This window comes from Rhodoferax ferrireducens (assembly GCF_031458075.1).
Classification (GTDB): Bacteria; Pseudomonadota; Gammaproteobacteria; order Burkholderiales; family Burkholderiaceae_C; genus Rhodoferax_B; species Rhodoferax_B ferrireducens_A.
The window spans coordinates 392,654-412,650 of record NZ_JAVDXT010000004.1; the positions used below are offsets into that span (position 1 = coordinate 392,654).

The following is a 19,997-nucleotide window of genomic DNA, read 5'->3' on the forward strand; positions in this document are numbered from 1 at the left end:
GTCCATGGAACTCAAGATATTCCGCTCTACTTGGGGCGCCCAAGGCGATATGGCTGCCACCGTGGCCCAGCTGCGCGAAGCCGGCTGCGTGGGCCTGGAAGCCCGCCTGCCCATGGATGCACCGGAGCGGCGCCTGCTGCGTGACAGCTTGCAGGCCGAAGCCCTGGACTACATCGCCACTGTGTTCAGCGGCGCTGACGTGATTCCGCGCCAGCAGGACGGTCCTGAAGTGCATTTGCAGCATCTGGCGCGGGCCTTCGATGCCGCCGCCGAATTGAATCCGCGTTTCGTCAACCTGCTGGCCGGCAACGACCGCTGGCCATTGGCGTTGCAGGTGGATTTTCTGGGCCAGGCCCAGGTCCTGGCCGATGCCGCCGGCGTGGCCTGCACCTTCGAGACCCACCGCGCCAGTTCGCTGTACAGCCCCTGGGTCACGCTGGACATCGTTCGCCAGCTGCCGCAGCTGCAGTACACCGCCGACATCAGCCACTGGGTGGTGGTGTGTGAGCGCCTGCTGGACGACCCGTTGGACGACCTGACGCCCTTCCTGGAGCGGGTCCACCACGTCCAGGCCCGCGTGGCCTATGCCCAGGGGCCGCAGGTGCCCGACCCGGCCGCGCCCGAGTACGCCGCCGAGCTGGCGTTTCACCAGCGTGTCTGGGAGACGGTGTGGGCGCTGCAGCTGCGCAAGGGCTACACCACCACCACGCTGACCCCCGAGTTCGGCCCCGACGGCTATATGCATTTACTGCCCTACACCCGCAGCCCGGTGGCTGACCTGTGGCAGGTGAATCGCTGGATGGCGCTGGAAGAACGGCGGCATTTCCAGCGCTGGTCGCAACACAACATTTCCCAACCCACGGCAGGACTCTGAGCATGCAACCCGGACCACGTAACTTCACGGCCTTGCCCGTGATCAACATCAGCGGCCTCTACAGCGACAGCCTGGCCCAGCGCCAGACGGTGGCCGACGCCTTGGGCCAGGCGGCGCGCGATGTTGGCTTTTTCTACATCGTCGGCCACGGCATTGATGCCAAGCTGATCGCCGGCCTGCGCGAGGCCAGCCGCACTCTCTTCGCCCAGCAGATGGAATGGAAGATGCGCTACTACATCGGCGAATCCTGGGGCCACAAAGGCTATGTACCCGAAGGCGAAGAGGTGTATTCCAAAGGCCGGCCCGACCACAAGGAAGCCTTCGACATCGGCTTTGAAGCGCCGGCCGACCACCCGCTGGTGCTGGCTGGCACGCCGCTGATCGGCAACAACAAATGGCCGGATCTGCCGGGCTTCCAGGCCGCGGTGGCCAGCTATTACGCCGCGGTGTTCGCCCTCGGTCGCCAGCTGTTCCGCGGCTTTGCTTTGTCGCTGGGCCAGCCGGAAGACGCGTTCGAGGCGCTGGTGACCTGCCCACCTTCCAAGCTGCGGCTGATCCACTACCCGGTGGACACCGAGGCGGTGGATGCACCCGGCATCGGCGCGCATACCGACTACGAGTGCTTTACCCTGCTGCTGGCCGACCAGCCGGGCCTGGAAGTGATGAACGACCAGGGTGTCTGGGTCGACGCGCCGCCGTATTCCGAAGCCGGTGAAGAAGCCTTCGTTATCAACATCGGCGACATGCTGGAGGTGATGACCGCCGGCGCTTTCCCCGCCACCTCGCACCGGGTGCGCAAGGTGCAGCACGAGCGCTATTCCTTTCCGCTGTTCTTTGCCTGCGACTACCACACGCGCATCCGGCCGCTGCCGCAGTTTGCCCGTGAAGCTGCGACCACCAGCTACAGCGAGCTGTCGATCGGCGACCACATGTATTCGCAAGCCCAGCAGACCTATACCTACCTCAAGCGCAAGGTGGAGGCCGGCGAAATCGCCTTGCCCGACGGCGCCTTGAAGCCGAACAGCTTCGGCCACCTGAAGTCCCAGGCCACGGCCTGAACCCCGTTTCCGTTTCCCTTGTTTGTCCACCCACCCCAGGAGTTAAGCACCATGATGAAAACCATCCGCACCGCATCCCTCAACCGCAGCCTGCTGGCTGTCGCACTGGCGGCTTTGCTGCCGGTGGCTGCATTCGCCCAAACCATGGTGCCCGGCCAGATCAAGGTCGGCATGGAGATCACCTACCCACCGTTCGAATCCTGGCGGGGCGACAAGGTGGTGGGCTTCGATCCCGATGTCGCCGAGATGCTGGGCCGTGTGATCAAAGCCAAACCGGCTTTTGTGGACACCAAGTTCCCCAGCCTGATCCTGGGCCTCGGTAGCGGCCAGTTTGATACCGTGATCTCCGGCATGTACATCACCCCTGAGCGCACTGCCCAGGCCGATGCCATTGCCTATGCGCGTACCGGAGCCTCCATCATGGTGGCCAAGGAGGGTGGCGTCGCGCCCAAGACCGAGCAGGATCTGTGCGGCATGAAGGTCGGTCTGCAAGCGGGCACCAGCTGGGTCAAGGCCCTGGCAAAGCTGTCTACCGATTACTGCGTGCCGAACGGCAAGCCTGCCGTGGCGGTGAGCGAGTTCCCTACGGCACCCGAAGCCTCCCAGGCCTTGCTGTCCAAGAACATCCAGGCCCAATTGGAAATTGCCGGTGCCGCCAAGATGCTGGCCGAACGCAGCAAGGGCCGCATCGTGGTCAGCTCGCCAGCCCTGGTGTATCCGCAAACCCTGGGCATTTACGTGAAGAAGGGCAATACCGCGCTGTACCAGGCGATGGAGAAGGCCCTGGCAACAGCGCAAGCGAACGGCGAGTACGCGGCCCTGATCGCCAAGTACGAGCTTGAGCCCGTAGGGAAGTAAGAAACACCCCCAGGCTGCAGTGCTGCGCATCTTTCGGCAACCCCCTTGCAGGGGGCGATACCAGTGGCCCGGCAAAGCCGGTTCCACGGTATCTCTGGAAGGGGCGTTCTGCCTATCTGCCGCTGGGGAGCCGTTATTAAGTAAGTCAGCAAAAAGGGGGGTAGCGCTGCTGCGCCCCTTCGATAGTTTGCCTCCTGGAGCATCCGCATGGATTTAGATTGGTCGTATTTCTGGTCCTTGTTTTCCATGGGGGTTTTCTGGCGGGCCTGCGTGACCGTGGTGCAGCTGGGCTCGCTGGCCTGGGGGCTCGGCCTGGTGCTGGGCTTCTTCCTGGCCTGCGCGCGCATCTCCAGCACCGGCTGGATCAGCGCGCTGGCGGGGGCTTATATCTGGCTGTTCCGCAGCGTGCCGCTGCTGGTGCTGGTGGTGTTTGTGTTCAACCTGCCGCAGATCTTTCCGGCGAGCCGCAGCGTGATCGGCGAGCCCTTCTTTGCCGGTCTGCTCGCCATGGTGCTGACCGAGGCCGCCTATATGGCCGAGATCCACCGTGGCGGCCTGCTGTCGGTGGCGCGTGGCCAGCGCGAGGCGGGCCGGGCGCTGGCCTTTGGCCGCTTGGGCGCGATGCGTCTGATCGTGGTACCGCAGGCTTTTCGCATCGCACTGCCCACGTTGATCAACGAATTCGTCACCATCATCAAGCTGACCTCGCTGGTGTCGGTGATCTCCCTGCCCGAGCTGCTGATGACCGGGCTGCGCCTGTATTCGCAGAATTTCCTGGTGATGGAAACCTTGCTGGGTGTGGCGGTGTACTACGTGATGCTGGTCACCATATTCAGCACGCTGCTGGGCTGGCTGGAAAAGCGCCTGGACCTGCAACTGCGTCGTCCGACCACCTTGGACGATGCCGCCTGCACCGCGCTGCGCAACAGCCTGGGCGGCCCGGCGGCCTTGCAGCCGGTGATTGCTGCGCCCGGCCAGCCCGCCGCGCTGGAGCTGCGCAATATCCACAAAGCCTATGGCGCCCACCAGGTGCTCAAAGGCGTGAACCTGAAGGTCGGCGCGGGCGAGGTGATCTCCATCATCGGCCCTTCGGGCTCGGGCAAGACTTCGCTGATCCGCACCATCAATGCGCTGGAGAAGATCGACCAGGGCGAAGTCATTCTGTTTGGCGAAAGCTATATCCACGCCCACGAGTCGCTGGACAGCAGCCGGGTGCGCAACGGTATCCGCCGCATCGGCATGGCTTTCCAGAGCTTCAACCTGTTCCCGCACCTGAGCGTGATGGACAACGTGCTGCTGGCGCCGCGCTACCACGGCCAGCCGGCCGATGGCAAGCTGCGCCAGACCCGGGCCCAGCAGCTGCTCGACAAGGTCGGCCTGCTGGCACACCAGCACAAATACCCGCACCAGCTGTCCGGCGGCCAGCAGCAGCGCGTGGCGATTGCCCGCGCGCTGGCCATGGCGCCCGACGTGATGCTGTTCGACGAGCCCACCTCGGCCCTCGACCCGGAGCTGGTCGGCGAAGTGTTGAAGGTAATCCAGGACCTGGCGCAAGAGGGCATGACCATGGTGATCGTGACCCATGAGATGGACTTCGCGCTGGCCATCTCCGACCGCGTGCTGTTCATGGAAAACGGCCTGATCCAGCTGGACGCCGCGCCGCAGCAGATACAACAACCCGACGCGCCCGATAGCACAACACAGCGCGTACGCAGATTCATGGGATTGGAATCCTGATATGACAAGCACTTCTGACGAAGCCACCCTGCGCCGCGACCTGGCGGCCGCCTACCGTCTGGCCGCGCTGTTCGGCTGGGACGACACGCTGTACACCCACTTCTCGGTGCGCTTGCCGCGTGCTGCCGGTGCGGCACCGGAAGACGACCGCTTCCTGATCAACCCCTTCGGCCTGCTGTTCGAGGAAGTCCGGGCCAGCGACCTGCTGGTGGTGGACATGCGCGGCCGGGTGGTGTCGGGCAGCGCGGATTACAACGTGGCTGGCTTCACCATCCACAGTGCCGTGCACATGGCGCGCGACGACGCCCACTGCGTGCTGCACACCCATACCCTGGCGGGCATGGCGGTGGCGGCCTGCGAGGGCGGGCTGCTGCAGCTGAACCAGATCAGCACCGAGTTCTACCAACGCGTAGGCGTGCACGCCTACGAGGGCGTGGCTTTTGACCTGGGCGAGCGCGAGCGCATCCAGCAGTCGCTGGGTGCGAACATCGCCTTGCTGCTGCGCCACCACGGTCTGCTGTCGGTGGGGGCCAGCGTGGCCGATGCGTTCTGCATCATGTTCTACCTGAACCGCGCCTGCGAGATCCAGATGGCGGCCAGCCAGATGGCCGCTACTGCCGGCCCGGTCACAGCGATCCCCACGCACCTGAGCCAGCATGCCTGCGAGCAACTGCAAAGCGTGGAGCACGAACGCCAGATACTCTGGCAGGCCTGGCTGCGCCGCCTGGACCGCATCGACCCCTCTTACCGCGATTGATCTCTTAGCTCCATGCCCACTCTGCTGCTCTGTAGTGCCACCGATGACCTGAGCGACCTGTACCCGCTCTTCCGCGACGAGGTCGCGCGCCGCCTGCCTGGTTTGCAGGTACGGCTGTGGCCCGACATGCCCGACCCTGCCGATGTAGAGGCCGTGGCCGGCTGGTATCCGCCGGCCGGGCTGATGCAGACCCTGCCGAACCTGCGCCTGGCCTCGTCCATCGCCGCCGGTGTCGACCATGTGCTCGGCCCGGCCCAGCCGCGCCCCGAGGTGCCGGTCTGCCGCATCGTCGATCCCGGCCTGGCCGCCGGCATGGCCGAATACGTGCTGTGGGCCGTGCTGTACTACCACCGTGCGCTGGACCAGGCAGTCCAGCAGCAGGCGCAGCGCCTGTGGAAGATGCCAGTGCAAAAGGCCGCCCCGCAAACCCATGTAGGCCTGATGGGCCTGGGCGCGCTGGGCAGCCACCTGGCCCGCGTGCTGCGGGCTCAGGGTTTTGCCGTCAGCGGCTGGTCGCGCTCGGCCCACGCCATCGACGGCGTGACCACCTATGCAGGGCCAGAGGCGTTGAATGACTTTCTGCGCGCGCCCGATGTGTTGGTGTGTCTGCTGCCGTTGACCGATGCGACCCGCGGCATATTGAATCGCCCGCTATTCGACAATGTGAAGCCTGGTGCGGCCCTGGTGCATTGCGGCCGGGGCGAGCATCTGGTGGTCGACGACCTGCTGCAGGCGCTGGACCAGGGCCATCTGCGCGGTGCTGTGCTCGATGTATTTGCCCAGGAGCCCTTGCCGGCTGCCAGCCCGCTGTGGGCGCACCCGCGCGTGGTGGTCACGCCGCACATGGCTTCGGGTGCGCAGCCCGCGGTCATCGTCGGCCAGATCCTCGACAACCTGCAGCGCGTGCGCAGCGGCCAGCCGGTGCTGAACACCGTGGACCGCAGCGCCGGTTACTGAGTTTGCTGGCTTAGCCGTAGAGCCAGGCTACAAAGCCCATCACGGCCGACACCGTGATCAGGGCCAGCAGGGTGGACACCGCCACGCTGGCGGTGATCAGCTCCTGTTTCACCTGGTAGCGCTGGGCGAACAGGAATACGTTCGCGCCCATGGGCAAGGAGGCGGCCACCACCATCACGGTCAGCGGCAGGCCGCCCAGGCCCAGCAGCCAGCCTATGGCGACCACCAGCAGCGGGTGCAGCAGGTTCTTCACCAGGGCTAGGCCCATGGCGCCGTGTAGATGCGGGCCGATGCGGTTCTGCGCCAGGGTCACGCCCACCATCACCAGGGCCAGCGGGCCAAACGCCTGGCCCAGCAGCATCAGCGGGGTGTCGACCACCGCCGGGATGGTCCAGCCGGTTTGCGCGAACAGCAGGCCCGCCAGGATGGGAATCGGCACCGGGTGGACCACCGCGTTGCGCACCGCCTGCCAGACCAGCAGGGCCATGTGGTGCTGCGGACCGCCGCTCTGCGCATCCTCGCGCGCCACGGCCAGCTCCACGGCCACCGTGGCCGTGGTCAGCATCACCAGCGCATGCAGGGATACCAGGGTCAGCAGCGTCACCATGCCTTCGGGCCCGTAGGCCAGGCCCACCAGCGGGATGCCAATCATCACCAGGTTGCTGTAGGTATTGGCCATGCCCAGCACCGCGGCCGTGCGGTTAAAGCCACGGACCAGCAGCGTGCCCGCAAAGATCAGGCCGGCGGCCAGAAAGTACGCGGCCACCGGCTTCAGGTTCAGCTGTTCCACGTGCACCTGGCTCATGGCCCGGAACAGCAGGGCGGGCGACAGCAGCAGGAACACCAGGTTCGACAGGTCTTTGACCGAGGCCGCGCCAATCCACTGGCGGTGGCCGGCCAGCCCAGGCTGATCAGCAGCACCACGGGCAGCAGGGAAGAAAGGATGAGGTGGTTCACGAGCGGGTCAGCGGGGTTGTGGCCGCAGTGTAAACACCGCGTTGACTGCGGCTTGTGCGTGATTTGCTATTAAATAAGTAGCTGCTTGCGCAGGAAGAATATGCGCTAGAGCCATTATTTCCTTAAATTTCTGCGGAGTACGGCGGTGCTTCTGCCTGGGCACTTGGCCGATTTCTGCATATGCACATGCGGATTTATTATTTGTAAATGGCATGCTAAATGCGTCATGATTCATTATTTGGATAATACGAGCGATGGAATTCCGACAACTTGAGGCCTTTGCCGCGGTCATGTCCACTGGCAGCATCACCGCTGCGGCCCAGCTGTTGGCGCGTTCCCAGCCGGCGGTGACGCGCTTGGTGCAAGAACTCGAGGCCGAGATCGGCTATGCACTGTTTTCGCGCAACGGCCCGCGGGTTACGCCCAGCGAGCAAGGTTTTCTGCTGTATGAAGACGTGGAGCGCGCCCTGGGCGGCCTGCGCCAGATCCACCAGCGCGCCGCCGAAATTGCCCGCGGCGATGCCCAGCCGCTGCTGCTGGCCGCTACCTCGGCCTTGTCGGTCGGCCTGCTGCCGCAGGCGCTGAAGCGCGTTGAAACGCAGACCGGCGCCGCACCTATCCAACTGCGCACCGCCTCGCCCGAGCAGGTGGTGCATGCGGTGCTGACCGGCGCGGTGCAGCTCGGCGCCAGCAGCCTGCCGCTGGAGCACCGTGGCCTGGACGTGCACTGGATCGCCCAGCTGCCCTGCGTGGCCGTGCTGGCGCAGGACGACCCCCTGGCCGCCCATGCCACCGTGCCGTTGGCGGCCCTGGCCCAGCGCCGCATCATCACCATGAGCAATCCATTCCGCCTGCGGCACCGGCTGGACGCGGTGCTGGCGCGTGCCGGCCGTCCGCCCGAGCAAAGGGCGGCGCTGATAGAAACCAATTCCTCGGTGAACGCCCAGGCCCTGGTGCGCGCCGGCTTGGGCGTGGCCGTGCTGGAGCCGCTGACGGCCCACGGCGCGCCGCTGGAAGGCGTGGTGGTGCGGCCCATCGATGTAGATATTCCGTTTTTCTTCGGCGTGATCACGCCCCAGTCCCGGCCGCTGACCGCCGCGGTGCAGGCCGTGATCGACGCACTGCTGGTCGTCGCTTCCGTGCTGCCCGGCTTTGTGCAGCACGACGCCGCCAACCACGCGGCCCTGCTGCAAGCGATTTACGGCGACGAGGCCGGAGTGCAAAAAGTTTCCCGAAAGGTGTCCCGATGAATTCCCGCTCTCCCGACCTGGCCGCAGCCACCGGTCTGCCCGCGCTGGAAGCCCGCCTGCGGCAGGACCTGCAGTGGCTGGGCTTGCCCGCGCGCCGCTGGGTGCCGCCGCGCAGCCGCGACGGCGCGCCGGTGCTGGACGTGGCCATCGTCGGCGGTGGCATGGCCGGCCTGGCGCTGGCGGCGTCGCTCAGCCACCTGGGCGTGCAGGCGCGCATCTTCGACCGCGCACCTGCGGGCTTTGAAGGCCCGTGGGCTACCACGGCGCGCATGGAAACCCTGCGCTCACCTAAGGAGCTGACCGGCCCGGCCTTGGGCCTACCGGCGCTGACCTTTCGCGCCTGGTTCGAAGCCCAGTTTGGCCTGGCCGCTTGGGACGCGCTGGACAAAATTCCGCGCCTGCAGTGGGCCGAATACCTGCGCTGGTACCGCCAGGTGCTGGCCCTCGACGTGCGCAACCAGCAGCAGGTGCTGGCCGTGCGTCCGCGGGCCGATGGCCTGGTGCAGCTGGATTTGGCAGACGGCGCACGCGGCGGCGCGACTTACCAGGTGCTGACCCGCCATGCGGTGCTGGCCACCGGCCGCGATGGGCTGGGTGGCCCCTGGGTGCCCGACTGGGCGCAAGCGCTGCCGCGCGCCGCCTGGGGCCATTCGGCCGAGAACTGGGATGCCGCGACCCTGGCTGGCAAGCGCGTCGCTGTGGTCGGCGGCGGTGCCTCGGCCATGGACAGCGCGGCCACCGCGCTGGAAGCCGGTGCCGCCCGGGTTGACCTGCTGGTCCGCCGCGCCGAGCTGCCGCGCATCAACAAGGGCAAGGGCGCCGGCAGCCCCGGCATGGCCCACGGTTTCCAAGTCTTGCCGGATGACTGGAAATGGCGCATCCGCCACTACATCAATGTGCAGCAGGTGCCGCCGCCGCAGGGCAGCACGCTGCGCGTGTCGCGCCACGCGAATGCCCACTTCCACCTGGGCGCAGCGGTGCAGTCGGCTGCGCTGCGGCCCGATGGCGCACTGCGCCTGGAAACCGCCAAGGGGCCTATTGCCGCCGACTTTGTGATCTTCTGCACCGGCTTCCGCGCCGACTGGAGCCTGCGCCCCGAGTTTGCCGCCTTTGCACCGCAAGTGCGCCTGTGGCAAGACCGCTACCAGCCCGCCGCCGGCCTGGCCGATGGCGAGCTGGCCGAATCGCCCGACCTGGGGCCGCTGTTCGAGTTCCAGGAAAAAAAACCCGGCGCCTGCCCGGGTCTGGAGCGCGTGCACTGCTTCTGCTACCCGTCCGCGCTGACGCATGGCGCGGTGTCCGGCGATATTCCGCAGATCAGCGACGGCGCCAAGCGCCTGGCCCAGGGCCTGGCGGGCAAGCTGTTCAGTGACGACGTGGCCCTGCATTTCACCGCGATGGAAAACTACGCGGAGCCCGAGCTGGTGGGCGACGAGTGGATGCCCGCCGAGTTTCCTGCTTACGAGGAGCGGACATGAGCGCCGCCGAGCCGTCCCAAGGCGCGGGCCTCCTTGAGGGGGTGGGTGCAGCACACGCAGTGGCAAGCCTGAGGGTGTGCATATGACCGGCTGGCTGTTGCGTCGCATCGGCCAGGCCGGGCTGGTGGTGCTGGTGATGACCCTGATCGTCTTCGTCGGCCTGCACGCCATCGGCAACCCGGTGGACATCCTGATCGGCGACGACCTGAACCAGCAGGAGCGCCTGGCCGCCATCGCCCGCCTGGGCCTGGACCAGCCGCTGTGGCAGCAATACATTGCTTTCGCCAAAGGCGCGCTCAGCGGCAACCTGGGCAAGAGCTTTGTCTACCAGGAAGACGCGGTGCGCCTCATCCTGCAGCGCCTGCCAGCCACGCTGGAGCTGGCGGTGTCGGCGCTGCTGCTGGCTGTGCTGCTGGGCGTGCCCATGGGCTTGTTCGCCGGCATGAAGCCCGACCATGCGCTGTCCAAGGCCTTGATGGCGACCAGCATCGTCGGGTTCTCGCTGCCGGCCTTCTGGGTGGCGCTGATGCTGATCATGCTGTTCAGTGTGCAGCTGGGCTGGCTACCGGCCAGCGGCCGTGGCGAGACGCGTATGTTCCTGGGCATTGCCTGGTCCTGGCTGACGCTGGACGGCCTGCAGCATCTGGTGCTGCCGGCTTTCAACCTGGCGCTGTTCAAGATCTCGCTGGTACTGCGCCTGACCCGCGCCGGTGTGCGCGAGGTGCTGCCGCAGGACTTCGTGAAGTTCGCGCGCGCCAAGGGCTTGTCGCCGCTGCGCGTGATGCTGGCCCATGTGCTGCGCAATACCTTGATCCCGCTGGTGACGGTGCTGGGCCTGGAGCTGGGCTCGACCATCGCCTACGCGGTGGTCACCGAAACCATCTTCGCCTGGCCGGGTGCCGGCAAGCTGATCCTGGACAGCATCAACTCGCTGGATCGCCCGGTGGTGGTGGCCTACCTGATGGTGGTGGTGGTGCTGTTCGTCTGTATCAACCTGGTGGTGGACCTGCTCTACCGCCTGCTCGACCCGCGTGCGCGGCTGGAAGGTGCCAAATGAAGCCGGCGCGTAATTTTGACGAGCGCTCCATCTGGTGGCGCGTGGCTACGGACTTTGCGCAGTCGCGCATCGCCCTGGGTGGCTTGGCGGTGCTGGCCCTGGTGCTGCTGGCCGCGCTCTGCGCGCCCTGGATCACGCCGCAGAACCCGTATGACCTGATGCAGCTGGACGTGATGGATGCGCGCCTGCATCCGGGCACGGCCAACGGCCTGGGCAGCTTCACCTACTGGCTGGGCACCGACGGCCAAGGCCGCGACCTGTACTCGGCCATCGTCTACGGCCTGCGCATCAGCCTGCTGGTGGGCATAGGCTCGGCGCTGATCGCCGGCATTCTTGGCACCCTGGTGGGCCTGCTGGCCGCCTATGCGGGCGGCAAGGTCGATGCGCTGCTGATGCGCCTGGTCGATCTGCTGCTGTCCTTCCCCACCATCCTCATGGCCTTGATGATCCTGGCCTATGTGGGCAAGGGCGTGGGCAATGTGATCCTGACCCTGGTGCTGCTGGAGTGGGCGTATTACGCGCGCACCGCCCGCGGCCAGGCACTGGTGGAGGGCCGGCGCGACTACGTGGAAGCCGCGCGCGGCCAGGGCATTCCGGCCTGGCGTATCGCCATCGGCCATGTGTTACCTAACTGCATGCCACCGCTGATGGTGATCGGTGCGCTGCAGGTGGCGCGCGCCATCACGCTGGAGGCCACGCTGTCCTTTCTGGGCCTGGGCGTGCCGATTACCGAGCCCTCGCTGGGCCTGCTGATTTCCAACGGCTACCAGTACCTGCTGTCGAACGAATACTGGATCAGTTTCTTCCCCGGCGTGGCGCTGCTCGCCACCATCGTCGCCATCAACCTGGTCGGCGACCAGCTGCGCGATGTACTCAATCCAAGGTTGCAAAAATGACGACTACCGCAACCACATTCGCCGAAGTCCCGCTGTTGGAAGTGCGCGGCCTGCGCACCCAGTTCAATACCCGCGCCGGCGTGCTGCCGGTGGTCGACGGCGTGTCGTTCACCCTGGGCCGCGGCAAGGTGCTGGGCCTGGTGGGAGAGTCGGGCTCGGGCAAGTCGGTCACCGGTTTTTCCATCATGGGCCTGGTCGATGCGCCGGGCAAGGTGGTCGGCGGCGAGGTGCTGTTCAAGGGCCAGGACCTGACGCAGATGCAGCCGTCGGCGCTGCGCCAGCTGCAGGGCGACCGCATCGCCATGATCTTCCAGGACCCGATGGCCACGCTGAACCCGGTGCTGCGGGTGGACACGCAAATGGTCGAGGCGGTGCGCGCCCACCGCAAGGTCTCGCATACCCAGGCCTGGAACCATGCGCGCGATACCTTGGGCCTGATGGGCATTGCCAGCCCGGAGGATAGGCTGCGCGCCTATCCGCACCAGCTGTCGGGCGGCATGCGCCAGCGCGTGGCGATTGCCATCGCCATGCTGCACGGGCCGGACCTGATCATTGCCGACGAACCCACCACCGCGCTGGACGTGACCATCCAGGCGCAAATCCTGTCCGAGGTGCAGAAGCTGGTGCGCGAGCGCGGCACCTCGCTGGTCTGGATCAGCCACGACCTGTCCGTCGTGGCCGGCCTGGCCGACGAGATTGCGGTGATGTATGCGGGGCGCATCGTCGAGCATGGCTCGGTCGATGACGTGCTGGACCACCCGCAGCACCCCTATACCCAGGGCCTGATCGGCAGCCTGCCCAGCGCGAACCGGCGCGGCGCGCGGCTCAAGCAGATTCCCGGCATGGCGCCGAGTCTGCTGGACATGCCCCCAGGCTGCGCGTTTGCGCCGCGTTGCACCCGCGCATCCAGCGCCTGTGCCGTGCCGCCCGGTTTGACCCAGCCGCGCGCACAGCAGCCCGGCCACCAGGTGCGCTGTTTCCACCCCGGGGCCGTGGCCCCCGCCAAGGAGTTTGCATGAGTGCCGTGTCTGTGGAAGCGACCCCGCTGGTGGAGTTGCGCGGTGTCGCCAAGCGCTTCGGCGCGGCACCGCCGCCCGGCCCGGTCGGCCGTGCTTTGCGCACGCTGGGCCTGACCCAGCCGCCGGTCGTCACCCATGCGCTGGACGGCGTCGATCTGGCGGTGCGGCCCGGCGAGGTGGTCGGCCTGGTTGGCGAATCCGGTTGCGGCAAGTCCACGCTGGGCCGCATCGCTGCCGATCTGCTGGCGCCGACCGAAGGCGAGGTCTGGGTCGGCGGTACGCCGCTGGCGCAGCAAACGCCGGCCCAGCGCCTGGCCGCGCGGCTGCGCATCCAGATGGTGTTCCAGGACCCGTTCGCCAGCCTGAACCCGCGCCTGCGCATCTCCCGCATCGTTGGCGAGGCAGCGCTGCTGCACGGCCTGACCGATGCGACCGGCTACGACGACTATGTCTGTGCCCAGTTGCAGCGTGCCGGCTTGGACCCGGCTTTGCGGCACCGCTACCCGCACCAGTTCAGCGGCGGCCAGCGCCAGCGCATCGGCATTGCGCGCGCGCTGTCGGTACAGCCCGGCCTGCTGGTCTGCGACGAAGCCGTGGCCGCGCTCGATGTGTCGATACAGGCGCAGATCCTGAACCTGTTCATGGATCTGCGCGACCAGCTGGGCCTGACCTATCTGTTCATCAGCCACGACCTGGGCGTGGTCGAGCATGTATGCGACCGGGTGGTAGTGATGTACCTGGGCCGGGTGGTGGAGAGCGCGCCAGTCGAAGAGCTGTTTGCCCGCGCCCACCACCCTTACACCCGCGCACTGCTGGCCGAGATTCCGCGCATCGATGCGCGCCGCACCCGCTTCAGCGCGCTGCGTGGCGAGATACCGAGTCCGATCGCGCCGCCCCCGGGCTGCCACTTCCATCCACGCTGTCCGCAGGCCATGCCGCGCTGCCGCACCGAGGTGCCGCGCCTGCGTGGCATTGCCATCCACCACCAAAGCGCCTGTCATCTGGATGACGACGCAGTCTGAACTTTCTCTACTTTTCATCTGAAGGATTGCCATGCACCCCCTGAAGCTTTCTCCCTTGTTCGCCGCCGCCCTGCTGGCCGTGGGCGTGTCCGCCTCGGCCCAGACCCTGTCCATCGGTTTTGCCGACCCGATTTCGTCGGCCGACCCCGAGCTGAACAACCACGCGGGCGACCGTTCGCTGGCCCTGCATTTCTGGGACTCCATCATCAGCTCGCGCGACGGCGGCAAGCTCGAGCCAGCGCTGGCCAGCAGCTGGAAGTCGCTGGACGACCGCACCTGGGAATTTAAGCTGCGCACCGACATCAAGTGGCAGGACGGCACGCCGTTCAGCGCGGACGACATCCTGTTCTCGTTCCAGCGCGCGCGCAATGTGCCGGGCAGCGTGGCCTCTTATGTGGGCGCCTTGCGCACGGTGGAATCGGTGACGGCCAAGGATGCCAGCACCGTCATCATCAAGACCAATACGCCGAATCCCAACCTGCCGCTGGAGATCGCCTCGGTCTACATCGTCAGCAAGCACATCGGTGAAAAGTCCAAGACCGAGGACTACAACGCCGGCCGCGCCATGGTCGGCACCGGGCCGTACAAGTTCATCTCCTATGTGCCGGGCGACCGCGCGGTGTTCGAGCGCAGCAGCAGCTACTACGGCCCCAAGGCCCGCTGGGAGAAGGTCAACTACCGCTACATCAACAACGGCTCGGCGCGCACTGCCGCGCTGCTGGCCGGCGATGTGGACGTGATCGACAAGGTGGCCGTGTCCGACGTGGAGCGGCTGAAGAAGACCGCCTCGGTCAGCGTCTACACCTACCCCGGCCTGCGTGTGCTGTTGCTGCAACCCAGCTTCCGCCCCGGACCCAACGAGTTCATCACCGACAACGCCGGCAAGCCGCTGGAGAAGAACCCGCTGCAGGATCTGCGCGTGCGCCAGGCCTTGTCGCTGGCGATCAACCGCAAGGCCATCGTGGACCGCATCCTGCAGGGCACGGTGACCGAGGCCAACCAGTGGATGCCCAAGGGTACCTTCGGCTACAACGCCGAGGTCAAGGACATTGCCTACAACCCCGAGCAGGCGAAGAAGCTGCTGGCCGAGGCCGGCTTCCCGCAGGGTTTCCAGATCACCATCCACGTGCCCGGCGACCGCTATCCGCAGGCCCCCGAAACCGCCCAGGCCGTGGCCCAGTTCTGGACCCGCATCGGCGTGAAGACCCAGCTGCAGGTCGTGCCCTGGTCGGTGTATTCCGGCCGCGCCAACAAGAACGAATACGCGGTCACCGCACTGGCCTGGGGCAATGGCACGGGCGAGGCGGGCTACGGCCTGCTGAATGCTTTTGCCAGCGCCGACCCTAAGAAGGGCCGCGGTGCTTCCAACTGGGGCCACTACAGCAATGAATCGGTGGACAAGGCGCTGGACGCCGCCACCGTGGAGTTCGACGCCAAGCGCCGTGAAGCCATGCTGCGCCATTCGGTGAAGCTGGTGACCGACGACGTGGGTGCGATCCCGTTGTTCCATTACCAGAACATCTGGGCCGCCAAGAAGGGCCTGAAAGTGGTGCCGCTGCTCAGCGACCGCACCACCGCCATCCAGGTCAGCAAGCAGTAGGCCATGGCTGTGCTGTCCATCACGTCGGCCGATGCGCTGATCGACGTGCCGCGCCGCATCGCGGTGCAAGGCCTGGCAGCGGGCGAGGAGATTCTTGTCTCCAGCCGCACGCTGCGTGGCCCCGGTATCGTCTGGCATGCCGAGGCCCGTTTCCGCGCTGCTGCCGATGGCACGGTGGACCTGGAACGCGACGCGCCCTTGTCGGGCAGCTATGCCGGTGTCTCGGCCATGGGCCTGGTTTGGTCGCAGGCGCCCGAAACAGCCGGTGCCTCGCGCGAGGTATTCGCGGCCGAGCCAGGTGCTGCGTTGGAAACGTCTATCCGCGTGCAGCGCAGCGACGGCAGCCAGCTGCAAGGCCATTTTGTCCAGCGCCTGGCGGGCGAGGGCGTGGGCCGGCGCGAGATCCGCGAGGACGGCCTGGTCGGCACGCTGTACCTGCCGCCCGGCCCAGGGCCGCATCCCGCGGTGCTGGTGCTGAACGGCTCGGGCGGCGGCATCAACGAGCCGCGCGCTGCGCTGTATGCCTCGCACGGCTATGCGGCCCTGGCCCTGGGCTACTTCAAGGCACCGGGTCTGCCGGACTACATCTCCAACACCCCGCTCGAATACTTCGAGAAAGCCCTGTACTGGATGCACCGCCGGTTGCGGCCCGCGCAGGGCTTTGTGGCCCTCAGTGGCCAGTCGCGCGGCGGCGAGCTGGTGCTGCTGCTGGGCTCGCTGTTCCCGGATTCGGTGTCGGCCGTCATCGGCTACGTGCCGGGCGCCGTGGTGCACAGCGCGCAGAACGCCTGCGACCCGGCCACCGGCAGGGATGGCCCGGCCTGGATCTACCGCGGCAAACCGCTGCCGCACCTGTGGCAGAACAACCGCACCGCGACCTGGGCGCCCTGGGACGAAGGCCCGCAGCCGCGCCGCCATGCGAACGCCTTGCTGACCGCGCTGCAAGACCCGGACGCTGTGGAGCGGGCCCGCATCCGTGTAGAGAACATCCGCGGCCCGGTGCTGCTGCTGTCGGCCAGTGACGACGGCTCCTGGCCGTCCAGCCGCTACAGCCGCATGGTGGTGGAGCGGTTGGAACAGCACCAGCATCCGCATGCGGTGGAGCATCTGGACTTTGCAGATGCCGGCCACTCCATCGTCTTCCCCTATGTGCCCACGACCCAGCTGGTGTATGCGCATCCGGTGTCGGGCCGCAGCAGCACCAGCGGTGGTGCGCCTGCGCCGAACGCTGTTGCAGATGCGCAATCCTGGCCGGCCGTGCTACGATTTTTGAAGCATGCCGTGCAGGTGCAATCTGCGCCAGAGGCCGAAAACGCTTAAAGAATTGAATTCCCCCCGATTGGAGACACTGATGACTTTGACCACAAGTACCGCCGACGTGGTGGATAGCGTTGCCGCCCTGTCCAATGCCAGCGCAGCCTACGCCGTGCGCCACCAGCGCGACAAGGTGGTGACCGCCACCCAGGGCAGCTACGACGGCCTGTTCGACCCGGACCTCAGCGGCCCCACTCTCGCCGAACGCCTGCTGGCCGCACACAGCATCGCCCGCCTGGCCGGCAGCGCGGTGCTGCTGGCGCATTACCTCGAACGTCTGGCGGCTTTGCCAGCACTGACGGCTGCGCAGCAGGCTGCCATCGATGGCGAAGCGCCCAGCAGCGACCCGCGCCTGCAAGCCATCCTGGCGTTCACCCGCACGCTGACCGAGCGCCCGGTGGACGGCGACCAGGCGGCCTTGCTGCAGCTGCCGGCTGCCGGCTTGGCTACGGCCGAAGTGATTGCTCTGGCCCAGCTGGTGGCCTTCGTGGCCTACCAGCTGCGCGTGGTCGCTGGACTGCAGGCGCTGGCGGCTCTTGGGGACGATGGCGGTTCGGCTCCCTCCGTTGTTGCCGATGCACCGTTCGTGCACCCGGCAAACCTGCCCAAGCCTGGCGAGGTGCTGCGCGTCAACGGCTACACCAGCGAAACCCTGGGCTGGAAAGCCTGGCTGCCGGTGGTGGATCTGGAGCAGGCCACGCCGGCGCAGCTGGCGGTGCTGGAGGCCAGCCACCCCAAGGCCAAGACCAGCGACTACTACCGCGTGCTGGTGCACCAACCACGCATTCTGGAAGAGCGCTCCACGGTGTTCAACGCCATCATGTACGCGCCGGGCGGCTTGTCGCGCGCCGAGCGCGAGCTGGCCAGCGCCGTGGTGTCGCGCATCAACGGCTGTGTCTACTGCGCCTCGGTGCACGCCCAGCGCTTTGAGCAGCTGGCCAAGCGCAACGACGTGATCTTCCAGGTGTTTACCGAGCCGCAGGGCGCCGGCACCAACGCCCGCGAGCGCGCCATCGTCCAGGCTTCCATCGACTTGACGCTCAGGCCGGCGCAGTTCGGCGCGGCCCAGTTGCAGGCGGTGCGTGCCGCTGGTTTGTCGAACCTGGAGATACTGGACCTGGTGCACGCCATCGCCATCTTCGCCTGGGCGAACCGGCTGATGCTGAACCTGGGCGAGGCGGTGTTCCCGGCGGCGGCCTAAGCCGCGTAGCCCAGCACGGCAAAGAAGTGGAAGGCCGTGCCGGCCGTCACAAAGCCGTGCCACACCGTGTGGGCGTAGCGCACCTTGTTGTCCAGCATGAAGAACACCACGCCCAGGGTGTAGGCCAGGCCGCCGGCGACCAGCAGCGCCACGCCGGCCGAGGGCACGCGCTGCACCAGGGGCACGGCGGCGATCAGTACCAGCCAGCCCATGGCCAGGTACAGGCCGGTGGACAGCCAGGGGTGCGACAGGCGGTTAAAGGCCTTGAGCAAAATGCCCATGGCCGCCATCGACCAGACCAGGCCAAACAGCGTCCAGCCCCAAGGCCCCTTGAGTGCGCCGAGTGCGAATGGCGTGTAGCTGCCGGCGATGAACAAATAGATGGCGCCGTGGTCCAGCTTCATGAAGACGCGTTTGCCGCGGCCTGCGGGCAGGGCGTGGTACAGCGTGGAGGTCAGGTACAGCAGCACCATGGTGAAGGCAAACACGGCGGCGCCGACCAGGCTGGCGACCGACAGCTCGCGGGCCGACAGAATCAGGAACGGGGTTCCGACGATGGCAGCCAGCAAGGCCACGCCGTGGCTCACGCTGTTGGCGATTTCCTCGCCAAGGGTTTGGGTGCGCTCAGTCATGGGCGAATTTTCGCACCCATAGGTTACAGAAATGTAAAACTGCATCCATGGCCCTTCGAGGCCCACTGGCAGCGCCGGGGTGTTTTAAAGAAAACCGGCCGCTGGCGCTTATTCCATCAGCGCGAGGCGCTATTTAAAACGTAGCGTTGTGCTGCAGCTGCCGCAGGGCAGCCATCGCATCCTCGGCCCGCTCCACAGGCACAAAGATGTGGTCATGGCAGGCGCCGGCGACCACGTTGCAGCTGATGCCCGCATCCCCCAGCGCCCTGGCAAACGCGGCGGTCAGGCCGACGGCCTGCAGGTCGGAGTGCACGGTCAGCGTGATCCAGGCGCAGCGGAACAGCGGCGTCAGTTGTAGTTCCAGTGCCCGGGCCTCGGGCAGCACGATGGACAGGCCTTCGGGCTCGCGCACCGTGGCGACCACGTCGCCGAGGGTGATGGTACTGCCCGGGTCCACGCTGCAAAACGCATAGCTGCCGGGGTTCAGCGTGGGCTCCATGTGGGCCAGCAGCGTCGGCAAATCGCTGATCGGCGAGGTGATGGCGTTCACTTCAAGCTACCCGACAAGAACTGCTGCAGCCGCACGCTCTTGGGCTGGCCCAGCACCTCGCGCGGCACGCCTTGCTCTTCGATGCAGCCCTTGTGCAGAAACACCAGGTGGTTGGCTACCTCACGGGCAAAGCCCATCTCGTGGGTGACCACCACCATGGTCCGGCCTTCCTGGGCCAGGGTCTGCATCACCTTCAGCACCTCGGACACCAGCTCGGGGTCGAGCGCGCTGGTGGGCTCGTCGAACAGCATCACCTCGGGCTCGATGGCCAGGGCCCGGGCAATCGCTACCCGCTGCTGCTGGCCGCCGCTCATATGGGCCGGGTAGCTGTCTTCCTTGCCCTGCAGATCGACCAGCTTCAAATATTTGCGGGCGCGCTCGATGGCTTCGTCCTTGGACACGCCGAGTACGTGGATGGGCGCTTCGATGATGTTCTGCAGCACCGTCATATGCGCCCACAGGTTGAAATGCTGGAACACCATGGCCAGCCGGGTGCGCATGCGCTGCAGCTGCTTGGCCTCGGCAGCCACCAGTTCACCGTTCTTGTCGGCCACCAGCTTCAGCTCTTCACCGGCGACGACGATGCGCCCGGCGTTCGGCTTCTCCAGCAGGTTCATGCAGCGCAGAAAGGTGCTCTTGCCCGAGCCCGAGCTGCCGATGATGCTGATCACGTCGCCGGCGCGGGCCTCGAGTGACACGCCTTTGAGCACCTCGTTGGAGCCGAACTTCTTGTGGATGTCGATGGCCTGGAGTTTCAGGGATGGGGTCGTCATGGGGTGC

18 protein-coding genes and 1 pseudogene are annotated in these 19,997 nt (G+C 66.6%); 15 read left to right on the top strand and 4 right to left on the bottom strand.

From position 1 onward, the window contains the following. The first annotated feature begins 4 nt into the window (after positions 1-4). From J2X19_RS20345 to J2X19_RS20370, 6 genes are all read left to right on the top strand, one after another. A complete protein-coding gene (locus J2X19_RS20345; protein WP_310375990.1) occupies positions 5-874 on the top strand; it encodes a sugar phosphate isomerase/epimerase family protein in 870 nt (289 codons plus the stop codon). Positions 875-876: 2 nt separating this feature from the next. Further along, a complete protein-coding gene (locus tag J2X19_RS20350; RefSeq protein ID WP_310375991.1) occupies positions 877-1,932 on the top strand; it encodes an isopenicillin N synthase family dioxygenase in 1,056 nt (351 codons plus the stop codon). Between the two features lie 51 nt (positions 1,933-1,983). Further along, positions 1,984-2,790, top strand: coding sequence for a transporter substrate-binding domain-containing protein (locus tag J2X19_RS20355; protein ID WP_310375992.1), 807 nt, complete (start codon positions 1,984-1,986; stop codon positions 2,788-2,790). Between the two features lie 207 nt (positions 2,791-2,997). Continuing rightward, positions 2,998-4,527, top strand: coding sequence for an amino acid ABC transporter permease/ATP-binding protein (locus J2X19_RS20360; RefSeq protein WP_310375993.1), 1,530 nt, complete (start codon positions 2,998-3,000; stop codon positions 4,525-4,527). A gap of 1 nt (position 4,528) precedes the next feature. Next, a complete protein-coding gene (locus tag J2X19_RS20365; protein ID WP_310375994.1) occupies positions 4,529-5,284 on the top strand; it encodes a class II aldolase/adducin family protein in 756 nt (251 codons plus the stop codon). A gap of 12 nt (positions 5,285-5,296) precedes the next feature. Further along, positions 5,297-6,241 carry a 2-hydroxyacid dehydrogenase gene (locus J2X19_RS20370; protein WP_310375995.1) on the top strand — a complete coding sequence of 315 codons (945 nt, stop codon included), beginning with the start codon at positions 5,297-5,299 and terminating at the stop codon, positions 6,239-6,241. Between the two features lie 10 nt (positions 6,242-6,251). Here J2X19_RS20370 and J2X19_RS20375 read toward each other — a convergent pair. Further along, a pseudogene (locus J2X19_RS20375) lies at positions 6,252-7,198 on the bottom strand (AEC family transporter). A 254-nt stretch (positions 7,199-7,452) separates the two neighbouring features. Here J2X19_RS20375 and J2X19_RS20380 point away from each other — a divergent pair. From J2X19_RS20380 to J2X19_RS20420, 9 genes are all read left to right on the top strand, one after another. Then, entirely contained in the window at positions 7,453-8,448 is a 996-nt protein-coding gene (locus J2X19_RS20380; RefSeq protein ID WP_310375996.1) for a LysR family transcriptional regulator, read from the top strand. After that, positions 8,445-9,926: an NAD(P)/FAD-dependent oxidoreductase gene (locus J2X19_RS20385; protein WP_310375997.1), complete on the top strand. Its 1,482-nt coding sequence runs from the start codon at positions 8,445-8,447 to the stop codon at positions 9,924-9,926. Before J2X19_RS20380 ends, J2X19_RS20385 begins: the two co-directional genes overlap by 4 nt. A gap of 82 nt (positions 9,927-10,008) precedes the next feature. Next, the gene (locus J2X19_RS20390) at positions 10,009-10,983 is read left to right on the top strand and encodes an ABC transporter permease (RefSeq protein ID WP_310375998.1); all 975 of its coding nucleotides are present in this window, start codon (positions 10,009-10,011) and stop codon (positions 10,981-10,983) included. Further along, positions 10,980-11,879 carry an ABC transporter permease gene (locus tag J2X19_RS20395; protein ID WP_092759252.1) on the top strand — a complete coding sequence of 300 codons (900 nt, stop codon included), beginning with the start codon at positions 10,980-10,982 and terminating at the stop codon, positions 11,877-11,879. The genes J2X19_RS20390 and J2X19_RS20395 overlap by 4 nt, the downstream gene beginning before the upstream one ends. Further along, the gene (locus tag J2X19_RS20400; protein ID WP_310376006.1) at positions 11,876-12,898 is read left to right on the top strand and encodes an ABC transporter ATP-binding protein; all 1,023 of its coding nucleotides are present in this window, start codon (positions 11,876-11,878) and stop codon (positions 12,896-12,898) included. Before J2X19_RS20395 ends, J2X19_RS20400 begins: the two co-directional genes overlap by 4 nt. Continuing rightward, positions 12,895-13,920, top strand: coding sequence for an ABC transporter ATP-binding protein (locus J2X19_RS20405; protein WP_310376007.1), 1,026 nt, complete (start codon positions 12,895-12,897; stop codon positions 13,918-13,920). The genes J2X19_RS20400 and J2X19_RS20405 overlap by 4 nt, the downstream gene beginning before the upstream one ends. Positions 13,921-13,951: 31 nt before the next feature. Continuing rightward, the gene (locus J2X19_RS20410) at positions 13,952-15,520 is read left to right on the top strand and encodes an ABC transporter substrate-binding protein (RefSeq protein ID WP_116607012.1); all 1,569 of its coding nucleotides are present in this window, start codon (positions 13,952-13,954) and stop codon (positions 15,518-15,520) included. Positions 15,521-15,523: 3 nt separating this feature from the next. Further along, complete coding sequence (locus J2X19_RS20415) at positions 15,524-16,840, top strand: acyl-CoA thioesterase/bile acid-CoA:amino acid N-acyltransferase family protein (RefSeq protein WP_310376011.1); 1,317 nt, start codon at positions 15,524-15,526, stop codon at positions 16,838-16,840. Between the two features lie 31 nt (positions 16,841-16,871). Beyond that, on the top strand, positions 16,872-18,035 hold the full coding sequence (locus J2X19_RS20420) for a CMD domain-containing protein (RefSeq protein ID WP_310376013.1): 1,164 nt from the start codon (positions 16,872-16,874) through the stop codon (positions 18,033-18,035). Here the strand turns inward: J2X19_RS20420 and trhA are convergent. From trhA to J2X19_RS20435, 3 genes are all read right to left on the bottom strand, one after another. Beyond that, positions 18,032-18,667: a PAQR family membrane homeostasis protein TrhA gene (gene trhA / locus J2X19_RS20425; RefSeq protein ID WP_116607438.1), complete on the bottom strand. Its 636-nt coding sequence runs from the start codon at positions 18,665-18,667 to the stop codon at positions 18,032-18,034. The two genes, J2X19_RS20420 and trhA, sit on opposite strands and share 4 nt — an antisense overlap. A gap of 133 nt (positions 18,668-18,800) precedes the next feature. Further along, positions 18,801-19,217 (bottom strand): ACT domain-containing protein, encoded by a 417-nt coding sequence (locus J2X19_RS20430; RefSeq protein WP_310376016.1) that lies wholly within the window; start codon positions 19,215-19,217, stop codon positions 18,801-18,803. Then, a complete protein-coding gene (locus J2X19_RS20435; RefSeq protein ID WP_310376018.1) occupies positions 19,214-19,990 on the bottom strand; it encodes an ABC transporter ATP-binding protein in 777 nt (258 codons plus the stop codon). Before J2X19_RS20435 ends, J2X19_RS20430 begins: the two co-directional genes overlap by 4 nt. Positions 19,991-19,997 lie beyond the last annotated feature (7 nt).